General features: G+C 55.8%; 8 protein-coding genes. All 8 read left to right on the forward strand.

Annotated features, from left to right (window positions below; all coding sequences use genetic code 11):
* The first annotated feature begins 30 nt into the window (after positions 1–30).
* The 8 genes from P40081_RS01535 to P40081_RS01575 all read left to right on the forward strand — a co-directional run bounded on the left by P40081_RS01535 (position 31) and on the right by P40081_RS01575 (position 16,329).
* Positions 31–1,503 carry an ABC transporter substrate-binding protein gene (locus P40081_RS01535; protein WP_042132844.1) on the forward strand — a complete coding sequence of 491 codons (1,473 nt, stop codon included), beginning with the start codon at positions 31–33 and terminating at the stop codon, positions 1,501–1,503.
* 329 nt (positions 1,504–1,832) lie between these two features.
* Positions 1,833–4,718 carry a beta strand repeat-containing protein gene (locus P40081_RS38895; RefSeq protein WP_197074420.1) on the forward strand — a complete coding sequence of 962 codons (2,886 nt, stop codon included), beginning with the start codon at positions 1,833–1,835 and terminating at the stop codon, positions 4,716–4,718.
* Between the two features lie 224 nt (positions 4,719–4,942).
* Positions 4,943–5,929 carry an ABC transporter permease gene (locus tag P40081_RS01545; RefSeq protein ID WP_042132845.1) on the forward strand — a complete coding sequence of 329 codons (987 nt, stop codon included), beginning with the start codon at positions 4,943–4,945 and terminating at the stop codon, positions 5,927–5,929.
* 16 nt (positions 5,930–5,945) lie between these two features.
* Complete coding sequence (locus P40081_RS01550) at positions 5,946–6,839, forward strand: carbohydrate ABC transporter permease (RefSeq protein ID WP_042132846.1); 894 nt, start codon at positions 5,946–5,948, stop codon at positions 6,837–6,839.
* Positions 6,840–6,893: 54 nt separating this feature from the next.
* A complete protein-coding gene (locus P40081_RS01555) occupies positions 6,894–8,447 on the forward strand; it encodes an ABC transporter substrate-binding protein (RefSeq protein WP_042132847.1) in 1,554 nt (517 codons plus the stop codon).
* Between the two features lie 134 nt (positions 8,448–8,581).
* The gene (locus tag P40081_RS36115; RefSeq protein WP_052421628.1) at positions 8,582–12,091 is read left to right on the forward strand and encodes a carbohydrate-binding domain-containing protein; all 3,510 of its coding nucleotides are present in this window, start codon (positions 8,582–8,584) and stop codon (positions 12,089–12,091) included.
* Positions 12,092–13,516: 1,425 nt separating this feature from the next.
* Positions 13,517–15,238 (forward strand): glycoside hydrolase family 3 protein, encoded by a 1,722-nt coding sequence (locus P40081_RS01570; RefSeq protein ID WP_042132849.1) that lies wholly within the window; start codon positions 13,517–13,519, stop codon positions 15,236–15,238.
* Entirely contained in the window at positions 15,235–16,329 is a 1,095-nt protein-coding gene (locus P40081_RS01575; protein ID WP_231575265.1) for a glycoside hydrolase family 88 protein, read from the forward strand. The genes P40081_RS01570 and P40081_RS01575 overlap by 4 nt, the downstream gene beginning before the upstream one ends.
* The last annotated feature ends 4 nt before the right edge of the window (positions 16,330–16,333 follow it).

A 16,333-nucleotide genomic window follows, 5' to 3' on the forward strand; every position in this document is an offset into this window, starting at 1 on the left:
GAGTCTTGATGTCAACGCAGGAGGTGCAAGATGAAACGGTTCCTGTTCTATATCCTTGCCTTACTATTATGCGGGACTGCAGCGTATGCCATTGCTTATGACCGCCCGCTGCTGGTGGACTTCAGTCCGGGTCCTGCGGAGGTGCCGGTGCAGCCCATCCGGGTAAAGATCGCCCTGTATGACTGGACGGAGAACCTGGAAGTGAAGAATGCCATCAGTCAATATAACAAAACCAACCCGGATCATATCGAGATTAACGTTATGGATATCGCTGCAGATGTCTACGATGACACCTTAAATATGCTGATGACCTCGGGACAGGGTCCGGATGTGTTCAGTGTCGACAATACCTGGCTGGCTACCTATGTCAACAAAGGGTATTTGGCTAATATGTCTGCTGAATTGAACACTGCTGACTTAAGCAGATTCCCGGCATGGGCCAGGAATTATGCACACAGTTCTTTGTTCAGAGGGGGGATCTACTTCATGCCCTCCAGTGTTGATACCGTGCGTCTCCTCTACAACAAGCAGCTGTTCCGCGATGCCGGACTTGACCCGGAGCGCCCGCCGCTTACCTTCGGAGCGGTGAAAGAGGCTGCTGCCCGGATCAGCCAGGCAGGAGAGGGCGTGAATAAATACGGCTTCGCGCTTCCTGCCGGAGACAGCCAGGATAGCCTGCAGACCGGTCTTGAAATCTCCAATACCTCCAGCGGTTACTATCTTTATAATTACCAGACCGGGCGTTATGAGCTGAGTGTATACAGATTGTGGCTGCAAATGGTGCTGGACATGAAGCGTGAGGGGAGTCTGTATCCGGGTGAGGCACTGCTTAAGCGTGACAGTGCCCTGCGGCAGTTCGCGGACGGCAATATCGGCATGATGTACGCCACCAGCAAAGATTATGTAAAGCTGCAGGAATATATGCCGAAGGACGATTGGGGAGTTGCAATGCCTCCCGTGGCAGACTCCTCCAAGCAGGGCGGCGGAGCGCTCATGATGATCCCGCACTCTCCGCTGGTTGTGAATAGTTCAGCTCCAAGCCGGGAGGCGGCGGTTAAAGTGTGGAAATTCCTGCAGTCCGGGGAATTCCTGACCATTCTGTTCCAGCAGGCGCTGGCCCTGCCGGTGGTGGACGGTATTCTCGATGTTCCGGGTCTTGCACCGGGGCTGGGGCACTTCAAGGAATTTGTTCCGAATGCCGCTGAGTCTATATATCCGCTCTCGCCGCAGATTATGGATCAATATGATCCAAGCTCGGTATCCATGGAACCGCGTGACTCGGGGGACCGTCCGAGGATGCAGCTGTATCTGCAGATTCTCTCGGGAGAGAGGCCGCTTGACGAGGGGCTCCGCAGCGAAACGGAGCGGCTGAATCAGATGCTCGACATTGCGGATACGGGGTACTCTTTTCAGCGCGAGGAGTATATCTATCCTGACTTTGATCCGCATAATCCCCTAAATGCAGAGAGTCTGGAGAGCCAGCTGAGTAAGGGACAGGAATAGAATAGCCATTGTGAATCAGGGACTTAACCGGGCCGTGGCGGCTTCGGGAAAGTCCCTTTTTGTCTGCTTATTCATTTGTGCTGGATGTGTACCGGATTGGAGCGTTAACGTCCACACCGTAAGGGGAGTGCCGGAATAATACTATATAAATCAATCTTTGTACTGCTAGTTTCAGTACTATATAGCTTGAGCCAAGGAGGACAACAACATCCCCATTGGAATCATTTCAAGTTCAATCTATATAGCTTCTATGAGGGAAAAGATAGATTCAGCAGGAGTAGGAAGTAGAGTATGGGACAATTAAATCTGCAATTAAAGGAGACTGGGAAATGAGCTTCTTATCAACGGGACCGCTGGAAAATAATATGGTTGGAGGTGTTAGACCGACCACGCAGGTTACGGTCAGAATCGATAACCGCAGCAGTACTTCAGCTTCTACGGTATTGGTACAGGGTTATTACATGCTCGGGGGAATAAGAAACGTGTATGTCAGCGAGTCGCTGAATGTGGCTGCAAACGAAGTGATAACAAACACTTATTATGCGGATCTGGATGCTTTTGAATTTCTGTTTGTCACCCAGGATATGACGGACGACCCTATCCAGATTTCACTGTGGGGCAAGAGCAGCACCGGACAGCTGGTAACAGCCCACCGGCTGGTATCTGCTGAGTTGTTAGGTGAAACCACGGGGATTACCGGGGCGACAGGCGAAGCTGGCGTGGCTGGAGCAACCGGGGTTACGGGTGCAACGGGAGCTGGAGTGACTGGAGCGACTGGGGTTACGGGAGCAACAGGTAACGCAGGAGTGACCGGAGCCACTGGTGTGACTGGGGCGACGGGCGAAGCTGGCGTGACTGGTGCGACGGGCGAAGCGGGCGTGACTGGTGCGACGGGCGAAGCTGGCGTGACTGGAGCGACGGGCGAAGCGGGCGTGACTGGAGCGACGGGCGAAGCGGGCGTGACTGGAGCGACGGGCGAAGCGGGCGTGACTGGTGCGACGGGCGAAGCGGGCGTGACTGGTGCGACGGGCGAAGCGGGCGTGACTGGAGCGACGGGCGAAGCGGGCGTAACTGGAACGACGGGCGAAGCGGGCGTGACTGGTGCGACGGGCGAAGCGGGCGTGACTGGGGCAACGGGCGAAGCTGGAGTGACTGGTGCGACGGGCGAAGCGGGAGTGACCGGGGCGACGGGCGAAGCTGGAGTGACTGGTGCAACGGGCGAAGCGGGCGTGACTGGTGCGACGGGCGAAGCTGGAGTGACCGGGGCAACGGGCGAAGCTGGAGTGACCGGAGCGACGGGCGAAGCGGGCGTGACTGGTGCGACGGGCGAAGCTGGAGTGACCGGGGCGACGGGAGCAACGGGCGAAGCTGGGGTGACTGGTGCAACGGGCGAAGCGGGAGTGACTGGGGCGACGGGCGAAGCAGGCGTGACTGGGGCGACGGGCGAAGCGGGCGTGACCGGAGCGACGGGCGAAGCTGGAGTGACTGGTGCAACGGGCGAAGCGGGCGTGACCGGAGCGACGGGCGAATCTGGAGTGACTGGTGCAACGGGCGAAGCGGGCGTGACTGGTGCGACGGGCGAATCTGGAGTGACTGGTGCAACGGGCGAAGCGGGCGTGACTGGTGCGACGGGCGAAGCGGGCGTGACTGGGGCAACGGGCGAAGCTGGAGTGACTGGTGCGACGGGCGAAGCAGGCGTGACTGGAGCGACGGGCGAAGCAGGCGTGACTGGGGCGACGGGCGAAGCTGGAGTGACTGGAGCGACGGGCGAAGCTGGCGTGACTGGAGCGACGGGCGAAGCAGGCGTGACTGGAGCGACGGGCGAAGCGGGCGTGACCGGAGCGACGGGCGAATCTGGAGTGACTGGTGCAACGGGCGAAGCGGGCGTGACTGGTGCGACGGGCGAAGCTGGAGTGACCGGGGCAACGGGCGAAGCGGGCGTGACCGGAGCGACGGGCGAAGCGGGCGTGACTGGTGCGACGGGCGAAGCTGGGGTGACTGGTGCAACGGGCGAAGCGGGAGTGACTGGGGCGACGGGCGAAGCAGGCGTGACTGGGGCGACGGGCGAAGCGGGCGTGACCGGAGCGACGGGCGAAGCTGGAGTGACTGGTGCAACGGGCGAAGCAGGCGTGACTGGAGCGACGGGCGAAGCGGGCGTGACTGGAGCGACGGGCGAAGCTGGCGTGACTGGAGCGACGGGCGAAGCTGGCGTGACTGGAGCGACGGGCGAAGCGGGCGTGACTGGAGCGACAGGGGAAGCTGGAGTGACTGGTGCAACGGGCGAAGCGGGCGTGACTGGTGCGACGGGCGAAGCTGGAGTGACCGGGGCGACGGGCGAAGCTGGAGTGACTGGTGCAACGGGCGAAGCGGGCGTGACTGGGGCGACGGGCGAAGCGGGCGTGACTGGTGCAACGGGCGAAGCGGGCGTGACCGGAGCGACGGGCGAAGCGGGCGTGACTGGTGCGACGGGCGAAGCTGGAGTGACCGGGGCGACCGGGGTTACAGGAGCTACGGGAGCTGGCGTGACTGGAGCGACTGGAGTAACGGGAGCAACAGGAGACGCAGGCGTGACGGGTGCAACCGGGGTTACCGGAGCGACAGGAGTAGGTGTGACTGGAGCGACTGGGGTAACGGGAGCAACAGGCGTAACAGGTGCAACCGGTGTGACCGGCGTGACTGGAGTCACCGGAACCACGGGCTTAACCGGAACCACCGGTGCGACAGGCCCCAATATCTCAACGGAAGGCTTCTCGGCATTCCTGCCTTCGTTCTCGGCGGCAGCCAGCACACAGCTTACAGGGTGGACGGTGACGACGCCTTATTACGACAGCGCGACTTTTAACGAAACAACGGGTAACTACACGATCCCGGCCACAGGCAGATATTCGTTTGAGGCGACTATTAACTACAGTACTACGGCTGCGATTTCAGTTGCGTTGGGTGCGGGAGTGAACCCGGCTTTTGTAGTGCGGAGAACATCCCCTACGGTAACAGATTTGGTAACCGGACTCTTCCCTCTGCTGAATGTTAACATCGCACTGCTGTTGTCACTCCGGACGATATTAGGGAACGGTACAGTGACATTAACGGGTGAGTTTGAACTGACGGCAGGCGACGTAATCGGACTGTTCTACGCAGCAGATGGATTAACAATTCCGCTGGACCTTGGCGGTTCCTCCTCGGGCGTTGTGTGGTCTGTGCATAGACTGACGTAAGCAATGAGACGATACTGAACTACGAGTCAGCTTAACTAAAAAGGGGCGCCCCACAGCTATCATTGTGGAGCGCCTTTTTTGTATGACTACAAATCCACAATTCTAAACTCCGTAGGATTTTGAACTTTTATTATAGATGGCCTTATTTAGCATCAGCCGTTCTCCGGCTACACTTAAGTCATGGGAGAGAGAGAGACTGCTGAAGGAATCAGGAGGCGGAAGGAATGATTACTCAAGAGAAGAAAAGCGTAGCCGAAGCAGGAGCCAGCCTGCCGGTACACAGGAGCACGAAGCGTGGAGCCATGCTGAGACATCTGCTGAAGCACAAAGTTCTGCTGCTGATGCTGCTGCCGGGTGTGCTTTTTTTGCTGGTCAATAATTATCTGCCGATGTTCGGGATCATTATTGCCTTCAAGAATATTAACTATGTCGACGGTATTCTCGGCAGTCCGTGGGTGGGGCTGGATAACTTCAGATTCCTGTTCGCAACCTCGGATGCCTGGATTATTACCCGCAATACGGTGCTCTACAACTTTGTGTTTATTATTCTCAACCTGGTGATTGCCGTATCGATCGCGATTGCCCTGAATGAGCTGAAGAATAAGCTGGCCGCCAAATTTTATCAGAGCATCATGTTCTTCCCGTACTTCCTGTCGATGGTTGTGGTGAGTTATCTGGTGTTCGCCTTTCTGAATGTTGAATACGGTTTCATCAATAAAGGGATCTTCGCCCTGTTCGGGCTGGATGAGCTGAACTGGTATTCCGAGCCGAAATATTGGCCGTTCATTCTTCCGCTGATCAACCTCTGGAAAGGAGTGGGCTATGGCTGTGTCATCTATCTGGCGGCCATCATCGGCATTGACAATGAGTATTATGAAGCTGCCCTGATCGACGGTGCCAGCAAGTGGAAGCAGATCCTGCATATCACGATTCCGCTGATCCGTCCGGTCATTATTATCACAACGATTCTGGCCATCGGCGGGATCTTCCGCTCCGACTTCGGGCTGTTCTACCAGACCACACTGAATTCCGGAGCACTGTACCCGACAACGCTGGTCATCGACACCTACGTCTATAACGCACTGATTAATATGGGGAACCTGGGCATGTCCGCAGCAGCGGGATTGTATCAATCGGTGGTCGGCTTCTTCCTGGTCCTCGGCTCGAACTGGATCGTGCGCAAGGTCGACAAGGACCAGGCGGTATTCTAAAAAGGAGTGGAAATCCGTGGCTAATAACGAAATATCCAGATTTACCAACATCATTCTCCATGTTATTTTTATCATCCTGTCCATTACCTGCCTGCTGCCGATTGTACTCGTCTTCATGATTTCCATTACCGACTATGATTACATCGTGCTGAACGGCTATCAATTTATCCCGGAGAAGCTCAGCCTGGAAGCCTATGCGTATATCTTCAAGGATTACAGCGTTGTGTTAAAAGCGTACGGCGTGTCGTTCTTCGTCACCATCACCGGAACGCTGGTCAGTGTATTCATCTCTTCACTGTATGCGTATCCGATCTCACGGACCGATTTCAGATACCGGGGATTCTTCGCCTTCCTGATCTTCTTCACCATGCTGTTCGGCGGCGGGCTGGTGCCCTGGTATATGGTCTATACGCAGGTGCTTGATCTCAAGAACTCCATCTGGGCGCTCATCGTGCCGATGCTGCTGTCGCCGTTCAATGTGCTGATCATGAAAACGTATTTCCAGATGAGTGTACCGCCTGCGCTGATCGAAGCCTCTACAATCGACGGGGCCGGGGAGCTGCGGACGTTTTTCCAGATTGTTTTTCCACTGTCCCTGCCGGTATTCGCCACGATTGGGCTGTTCAACACGCTGCATTACTGGAATGACTGGTTCAACAGCATGATCTTCATCACCGATACCGACCTCTATTCCCTGCAATATCTGATGTACAAAATGATCTCCCAGGCGGATTACCTGAGCCGCAACGGGGCGCTCATTCAGGGCTCGGCCACCGAGCTGGCCAAATTACCGGGGGAAACGATCCGCATGGCGATGGCGCTGATTGGCATTGGACCGATCGTGCTGGCCTACCCGTTCTTTCAGCGGTATTTCATCAAAGGCTTGACGCTTGGCTCGATTAAAGGCTAACCTCGGAATCAACCGATTAGCATATATTGTTCAATCAAGGGGAGGAAACAAAGTATGGCAGGTAAAAAAGTCACGGGTCTACTGCTGTCGCTTGTACTTATGGTTGGGTTTACCCTAGCCGGATGCTCCGGAAATAACAACAATACCGCTGCTCCTACGGAGAAGGCAGGGGAGAGCACCACGGCTCCGGCAGCCACTAAGGAAGCTGCTGCAACGGAGGCGGCCGGGACGGAAGCGCCGGATGCGCTGGAACCGGTGGAGCTGTCGCTCTATCTGCCCGGCGGGCCGGATAAGGATGTGGCTTCTGTAGAGCAGGAGATCAATGCGTATCTGAAGGATAAAATAAATGCCACGATCAAGATTAACCAGCTGAGCTGGGATAAACCGGCCGATAAGGTCAACCTGATGATCCAGTCCGGCGAAGTGTTCGACATGGTCTACACCTGGAACTTCATGACCAATGCCGCCAAGGGGGCGTATCTGCCGCTGGAAGAGCTGATCGAGACCTATGCCAAGGAAACGAAGGCACAGATCAATCCTGCTTACCTGCAGGCGGCTACTGTTAACGGACATTTGTATGCGATTCCCACTGAGAAGGAGCTGGGCCAGTCCGTCGGGTTTGCTTTTGACAAAGCGATTGTCGATAAATACGGCTTCGATGTGAACAGCATCAAGAAGCTGGAGGATATTGAACCGATGCTGAAGACGATTAAGGAGAAAGAACCCGCCCTTTCCCCGCTGTTCATGAACCATACGGACAGTCTGAACTGGTTCACCGCATATCCGGAAAGTGAGGACCTCGACGGCAGTAATGAAATCCCGACGCTGCTCGATTACAAAACGATGAAGGTATTCAACGAATATGATACGCCGGAAATTGTGGAACGGCTGAAGCTGATCCGCAGCTGGTATGAAGCGGGCTATATTAACAAGAACGGTGCCACAGACAAGACTGAGCTGAAGGATGCGGTCAAAAGCGGCAAAGCCTGGTTCGTCTACGGCAATATGAATCCGACCTCCACCAATGACTGGACCCGGCTCGCCGAGAAGCCGATGATCATCAAGACGCTGCTGCCGGTTGGCGTCAGCACCAAGAGCCTGCAGGGCTCCATGCTCGCCATCTCCAGAACCTCCAAAAACCCTGAACGAGCCATGATGTTCATGAACCTGATCCATACCGATCCGGTGCTCTACAACCTGCTGACCTTCGGCATTGAGGGCAAGCATTACAAGAAGCTGGAGAACAGCACGGTGGAGTTTATCCCGGACAGCGGCTACAACTCGGTATCTTCCTGGATGATCGGCAATGTGCTGCTGAACTACCTGAACAAGGACGAAGATCCGAACCGCGTTCAGCTGTACACTGACTGGAACAAGAACTCTGCCGTTTCGCCGGTCATCGGCTTTGTCTTCGATTCGACCAAGGTGCAGTCGCAGATCGGCGCACTGATCAATATTACGAAGCAATATAAGAACACCCTGTACTCCGGGGAAAAGCACCCTGAACCGGTCCTGAAGGAAATGAACAGCAAGCTGAAGGCCGCAGGCCTGGATGCTGTGATTACAGAAATTCAAACGCAACTGGATGCTTTCCTGGCCGCCAAATAAGCAGCTAAGGCCATAGCACGCCCGGTATTCATAGCAGGCAGTCCCAGCGGCCGCTTGCCGGATACCGGGTATTCTCATTCGCTGAACCAGCATTTGGGGAGCCCTTATCTTATTCTCAAGAAGAGGGTGTTAATGTGCGAAAACAGAAGATTACAGGCAAGTTGCTCATTACTGTTCTGGTGCTGATGTCCGTTCTGGCGCCTGGCGGGCGAATTCTATCCGCCGGATCGCCAGCGGCACTGACTGCTGTGCAAGAAATAATGAAGTCACCTGCGGTGCTGCCGCTAACTGCCGCTGATTCTTCCTATGGCAGGACAGTCACAGAGGATATCTATCAGCCGCCCACGCTGCTCTGGCAGGTAGGGGAGCAGGATAACAGCTCGGCAGAATTTACGGTATTTCAAGATGTGTACAGTGAGAATATTACCCTCCCCGCAAATCCCATGAGCTGGAATACCCTCTCCAAGGGCATGAAAGCAGACCACAACGGTACCATGAATCTCACCTTTAATTTAACCGGAGTCCCTCTCTACGGCGTGGAGTTCAGCTTCAAAGTTATAGATGCAAGCACCGCAATTCCGCAGCTGGCCGTCTTCGCAAACGGCAGCTTCAGCGGGCTTATTCAGATTACCGGCCTGAATGATGGAGAGACCCCGCTTACGCGTACATGGAAGCAGACCTATAAGCTCTACATTCCCAAAGAACAGCTGAAGATAGGACAGAATGAGCTTAAGCTCACCGTTGACCGGGGTTTATACGCAGATCCGCAGTCTCCCGGTTATGACGGGGACAGGTATCTGTGGTTTGAGTGGGATTATTTCAGGCTGGATGCGCTGGAGGAGCAGGCCGCCGAGCCCATACACGGGCGGTATATTCATCTTGGAAGCACAATTGCCGCATCCACCTTCAGGTATGACGAGAATGCAATCCGTCATCTGGCGCCAATGACCAAGTGGCTGGGCATTGCTTACAGCGGCAACTGGATGCGCACCTCCTTCTGGTCCGATACCAGCGCAGGCTGGGACCCGCTGGGGCGGACTTATCTGGAGACGCTGCGCGACCTTAATCTGGAGCCGATGGTCAATATCATCGGCGGGAACTGGAAGAGCAATAGTGAGCTGGCCGCCGGAACCATCAGCTCAGCGCTGCGGAGCTATTATGCCGGGTTCGTCAGCAAATTCGGTGATCTGTACCAGTATGCGGAAACGGGCAATGAGCCGGGATTATTCGGCTGGGCACAGAAGGCGGTGCTTGCGCTTCATGAGCTGATGGATGAGGAGCGGCAGACCAATAGCCAGCCGTACCTGAAGATTGTTGCCCCCGGCTGGGCGTACTGGCCGTATAACGGAACGCCTGACGGCTGGGAGCGGGATGCCAGCCAGCGGGAGGCGATTGAAGCGCTGTCGGATGTGACCAACGGACACAGCTATGGCGGCACCGGGGTTCAGCCATTGCCGGGCGGAAGCCTGTATGAGAATTTGCGTGTCTATAGCGAAGCGGATGAGGGCTTCGGCAAAGAAATGGCGATGAGCGAGACCGGCAGCAACGACAATCATTCCGACAATACGAAATATGGCACGTATGCGTACAGGTTCGCCTCTGCTTTTGACCGGGAGCTGCGGGGGGATATCGGCTATGTAGATCATATTATGCAGCATGCCGCCTTCTTTAATGACGGGACGGAGTTTGGGCTGTTCGATTCCGCGATTAACTGGAATACGCACCGCTATGAGGATACGGCAGCAGTGCCGGCCAATATCAACGAGTCCGGGGAGACCCGGCTGAAGACGTTCCGCAGACTGGCCGCCGCCTATGCGACCCATGGAAGCCCGCTCAGCTACGAAGTTCTCAATGCGTCTGCATTAACCGGGCAAAAGGCATATTTCCGCGCAGTGGATACCTCGGCGCTGGGGGTTACGGCCATCGGCGCTTCGTCCGATAAAATTCTGCTGAATTTCGTCAACTTTGAGAAATCGCCGGTAACGATGCAGGTGCGGGTTGCGATGCCGTCCAGCGGAACGTATACGGGGGAACGCTTCGGTGCAGGAGATACCTATGCTGCGGCCTACTCCCGGGTTCAGCTGACAGCAACACCGTATATTACCCTTACGGTTTCGCTGGGTGCCGGGGAGACTGTCCAGTATATTCTGGATGAGCAGGAGAGTACTCTGCCATCCGCTCCGGCCAGTCCGGCAGCACTGGCCGTAAGCCATGAGCAAATCAGGCTGACCTGGAATGCCTCCACAGATAATGATGCGGTCGTCAGCTACAACGTGTACCGTGACAACGGGACGGCTCCGGTAATTAATGTTCCTGGACGCCTTACCTTCTGGAGTGACTATACCGTAGCGCCACAGACTACCTACAGCTACAAGGTGCAGGCTGTGGATGACTCCGGCAATGTATCACCTTTGACTGCAGCCGTATCCGCAACCACACCGGTCATGCCGGTTACGCCGCATGTGACGGGAGATCCGGCTAAATTCGAGGCGGAGGCCACCTCGTTTGCCCTGCCGCTGAAGGTGAGTAATAACAGCAGCGCCTCGGGAGGGAAGGTGGTCGAGCAGACACATGGCGGGGGTCTGGCCATTCAGGGCTTCTATTCCACGAACGGCGGCAGCTACACCTTAACTATTGCATACGCTTCCAATCAGGAATCGAAGAAAAATATCCTCGTTAACGGAGTGAAACAGTCCACGGTTACGCTGCCCTCTACGGGAAGCTGGACTGCCAATATAACCGCGCGGCAGTATGGGATCACGCTCCAGGCGGGCTATAACACAATCAGCTTCACCTCGGCAGGAAACGGGGCGAATATCGATTATTTCAGGCTGGAAGAGGGGCTATATGTTCCGGTCTCCGCGTGGTACCCGGTTGCGCATAACCATGCTTACATCGACTATACCGGGTTCGAGACCGCGCCGAATGGGGTCTCCCATGTGACCTATGGACCGGATGCTTTGGCAGGGTTTAGCTTTAACGGCACTGGCGTCCGCTGGAGATCGGATATCAAAAGCGATATGGGCAGTGCTGACATCTACGTCGACGGCGAATATATGGAGACGATAGTGATTCCGCAGGCCGGACTTGAGGGGGATCATAAAATCGTCTACGGGCTGACGGGCCTGGAGTACGGGCTGCACCGGATTGAAATTACAGGCACCGAGGGAAAAGTCATGGTGAGCGGACTGGAGTTCCAGAGCTATGAATCGGTATTGCCGGCGCCGGGGCCGGATCTGACCGTGACGGATATCGGCTGGAATATCGTGAACAGCGACGGCAGCCCTTCGGCGCACAGCACTCCGCAGCTGGGGGATTCGCTGATTTTCTGGGCCAAAGTGAAGAACATCGGCGTCCGCCCTACACCGCTGAACACATCTACCGGACTCGGACAGATCACCGGCGGCGCCTTTTCGGTAAATGGCGGGGTTGTATCCTGGTCGGACACAAACACCAGCGTGATCCAGCCGGGTGAAGAGATCACATTAACAGCAAATAGCAGCGCCCAGGGAACGCCCCGCTGGACAGTGCCAACCATTGGCAGCTTCACCATCAGCTTCTTTGTGAATGATATCTGGCGGTATGCCGAGATGAACAAGGAGAATAACAAATTAAGTGAGACCCTGCTCATCAGTCTGCCTTGACGGGCGGAATACACAGGCTTGGGCTCACGAATGAAGACTTATGCTCCCCGCGTGCTTTGAAGTGTGAAGCCGCGGGGAGTTTCTATTTCTGGGGAATGACTATATTTCGTCTACAGAGGATAGGCTTCTTTGGAATTGGAGCAGATTCGTCTGAAGGACGAATGTGTCCTGTGTCAGGGGTCTCTCTGAATCCGCCTGAAGTGGGCGACAGGAGGGGAATGGGGAACAAAAGTGCCTCTAATTCCGCCAAAAGTGGGCGACATGAGGAAATTAAAGGGATAAATCCCTCTGAATCCGCTGAAAGTGGGCTGGAAGGGGAAATTAAAGGGATAAATCCCTCTGGTTCCGCCGAAAGTTAGCGGCATGGGAAAATTAAAGGGATAAATCCCTATGAACCCGCCAAAAGTGGGCGGTACGAGGAAATTAAAGGGATAAATCCCTCTGAACCCGCCCAAGGTGGGCGGCATGAGGAAGTTAAAGGGAAAAATCCCTATGAACCCGCCAAAAGTGGGCGGTACGGGGAAATTAAAGGGATAAATCCCTCTAATTCCGCCAAAAGTGGGCGACATGGGAAAATTAAAGGGATAAATCCCTCTAATTCCGCCAAAAGTGGGCGACATGGGGAAATTAAAGGGAAAAATCCCTCTAATTCCGCCAAAAGTGGGCGACATGGGAAAATTAAAGGGATAAATCCCTCTGAATCCGCCGAAAGTGGGCGACATGAGGAAATTAAAGGGATAAATCCCTATGAACCCGCCAAAAGTGGGCGGTACGAGGAAATTAAAGGGATAAATCCCTCTGAACCCGCCCAAGGTGGGCGGCATGAGGAAGTTAAAGGGAAAAATCCCTATGAACCCACCCAAGGTGGGCGGCATGGGGAAATTAAAGGGATAAATCCCTCTGAATCCGCGGAAGTGGGCAGTAGGAGTAAATGAGTGGCACTAGTGCCCCTGAATCCGCTAAAAGTGGGCAGCAGGCGTGAATGAGGGGTATTAGTACCCCTGAATCCGCTAGAAGTGGGCAGCAGGAGGGAATAAGGAGCATTAGTACTATTGATTACAACGGAGGCTGCTTCGGAAATAGTGTGAGTGGAGCATTGTGTGGTGGCCCTAATATCTACATTAGCTGTACAGGTCACATACCCCGCATACCCCGCATACCCCGCATACCCCGCATACCCCGCATACCCCGCATACCCCGCATACCCCGCATACCCTCCGGCTTGATTCACCGTTAGGGTGATTTTATTTTTGCATAAGAATTTATTTAAGAGTCCCGGCCAAATGTCTGAGTAATCACCGAAGCTAAGACCCCGCTTTGTGGGAGGATTATAGAATTTTGAACTTATATTATAGTTGACTTTATTTAGAGCGGTCCGGCTTTTCGTTACACTTGGAATAGAAATTACCGGGAGGAATCGGGACTATGCAGAGGCCGCTAAGCAAGGAAGAGCAGGACTGGGTAGAGGGCACGCTGGAGGCTATGAGCTTGCGGGAGCTTATCGGGCAGACGATGCAGGATCATGCAGGCAGACTGCCGTTCAGGGGGGACGACGAGGACGCTCTTCGCGGGTATCTGGCACAATATCCGGTGGGCAGCTTCTTTATCGGCGGAGAGGTCATTCAGAAGGCTGCGGGCAGAGCGGAGGATTACCGGGACTGGACCGTGATGCTGCAGAGAATCAGCAAGTTCCCGCTGCTGTTCTCCGGTGATCTGGAATTCGGGGCCGGCTCTGCAGTCAAAAGCCTCACAGCCTTCCCGCCCCTTCTCGCCCTTGCTGCAGCCGATGATGAAGCGCTGGCTTATGAATACGGTAAATATACAGCGATGGAAGGCCGGGCAGCCGGATTCACCTGGGCGCTGGCACCGGGGGTTGATCTTCTGCTGAACTGGATGAATCCCGTCATTACCACTCGCTGTCTCGGGGATGATGCCGGGCGGGCGGCACGCCTGTCTACGGCCGTCATGCGCGGGATGCAGGATTATGGCATCGCGGCTTGCGCCAAGCATTTTCCCGGCGACGGGGTGGATTACAGGGATCAGCATATCATTACTACGATTAACAGCTTATCTGAAGAGGAATGGTTCTCCACATATGGACATGTGGCTCAGAGAATCATCGATCAGGGCGTGATGTCCTATATGACCGGCCATATTGCCCTTCCCTGGATCGAAGACGGGGATACTGCCGTGAAGCCGGTGCCTGCAACCGTATCGGAGCGCATCACTACGGAGCTGCTGCGGGAACGAATGGGCTTCGATGGGGTGGTGCTGTCGGATGCGCTGGATATGGGCGGGTTTCTGGCCTGGGGAGATTATGAGAAGCGCATGATCGATTGTTTCAATTGCGGCACGGATGTGCTGCTCTGGCCGGGTGTGAGATACTTCGCGGTGATGGAGCAGGCGGTGGCGGACGGGCGGGTAAGCAGGGAACGGCTGAAGGCCAGCGTCCGGCGGATTCTGGAGATGAAAGCCCGGCTTGGAATGCAGTTTACCGGCGCTGCGGGAGAAGACGGGCTGGCATTACCGCTGCTGGAGGATAAGCTGCCGCCCGAGCTGGACTGGCAGGTTAGACAATTAAGCCGGGCGCTTGCCGGGCGCTGCATTACGCTGGTCCGCAACCGGACCGGCCAGCTGCCCCTGAGTCCGCAGACGGTCCGCCGGGTGCTGGTGATCATGCTGAACAAGGTGACGGAGGGACGCAAATACGAGCGGATGAATCTCTTCGTTGAGCAGCTTAAGGGCAGAGGGCTGCAGGTCGATATCCTCGATGAATTCGAACCGCTGACTACACTGCAGCAATGGGAGCAGACAGGGATATCTTGGGATGCTGCTTTTGCACCGTATTTCCTACCGCTGCATGGCATGATGAATACGGCCCGTCCGGTAGGCGAAGCGGCCAAGGCCATCTGGGCTATGCAGCATGCGGAGACGATCAAGCCGGTCGGCATTTCTTTTGCATCGCCGTATTTGCTGCAGGATATTCCATTCCTCGATACGCTGGTGAATGCTTATTCGCTGCATGAGGATACGGTAGAGCTTACGGTCAAAGCGCTGTTTGGCGAAATTCCGTTTCAGGGCAACTCTCCGGTCAAAGCAGATTTCGAGGGGGATTATCACGGTTCAAGGAGGCTTCGGACGTTTTGAGTACAAAACAGGAGTTAGAAGAGAAGCTGGATCTTATCTTCGAATATATGATTTCCGTCGGGCATCAGGGCAATTGGGGGATGGATATTCATCACTGGGACTGGGTGCCCGGTGTCGGTGTAATCTCCTTGATGGAATACGGAACTGCCACCGGCGCAGACAAGGTAATTGATTATCTGCTGCTCTGGGTGAACCGGAATAAGCGTAAGGCAGAGGGGGTTCGGGTCATCAACTCCCTGGCTCCATATGCGCTGTTTCCTGGACTGTACCGGCTGACCGGGGACACCTGGTTTCTGAGCAGGTCTCAGGAAATTGCCGCTTGGATGCTGGAGACTGCGCCGCGAACCCGGGAAGGGGCGCTGGAGCATACCGTGACGGAGGCTGTAGACTTCCCGGAGCAGGTGTGGGCGGATACGGTGTATATGGCCGTGCTGTTCCTGGCACGGCTTGCCGGGCTGACCGGCGACCGAGGGCTTGCAGAGGCCGCCCTGCAGCAGACCCTGCTGCATCTGCGACTGCTGCAGGACCAGGCGACGGGGCTGCTGTTCCACGGCTGGAACTGCCGGGACGGCAGCCATATGTCGGCTGCCCGCTGGGCCCGGGCCAACGCCTGGATTACGCTGGCCGTTCCCGAGATTGTGGCAGAGACCGGGCGCGTAGTTGCCGTCCCGGAAGAGCTCAGTAGCCGCTACCGTACGCTCGCTTCCGCCCTGCGGCAGGTTCAGGGAGATAATGGACTTTGGCATACTGTGCTCGACCGGCCGGATTATTACCAGGAGACGTCAGCCAGCGCCGGCATCGCCTGCGGTTTCCTCAAGGCGGTTAAGGGCGGCCTGCTGGATGACTCTTTTCTGGAGAGTGCCGGAAAGGCGCTTGAAGGAATCCTGCCGCTTATCCGTGAAGACGGTGAGGTGCAGGGAGTCTCGGGAGGCACCCCGGTAATGACTTCAATAGAAGCTTACAACGCCATTGAGAGGTATCCGGCGCTGTACGGTCAGGGACTGGTGATGCAGCTGTTGACAGAGGCGCTGGATCACCAGCACCCGCAGCACCCGCAGCAGACGGTTCCGCTGAACTCTGAAGGAAAGTGAGGAA

It is taken from the genome of Paenibacillus sp. FSL P4-0081 (assembly GCF_000758565.1).
GTDB classification, from domain to species: Bacteria; Bacillota; Bacilli; order Paenibacillales; family Paenibacillaceae; genus Paenibacillus_AQ; species Paenibacillus_AQ phytohabitans.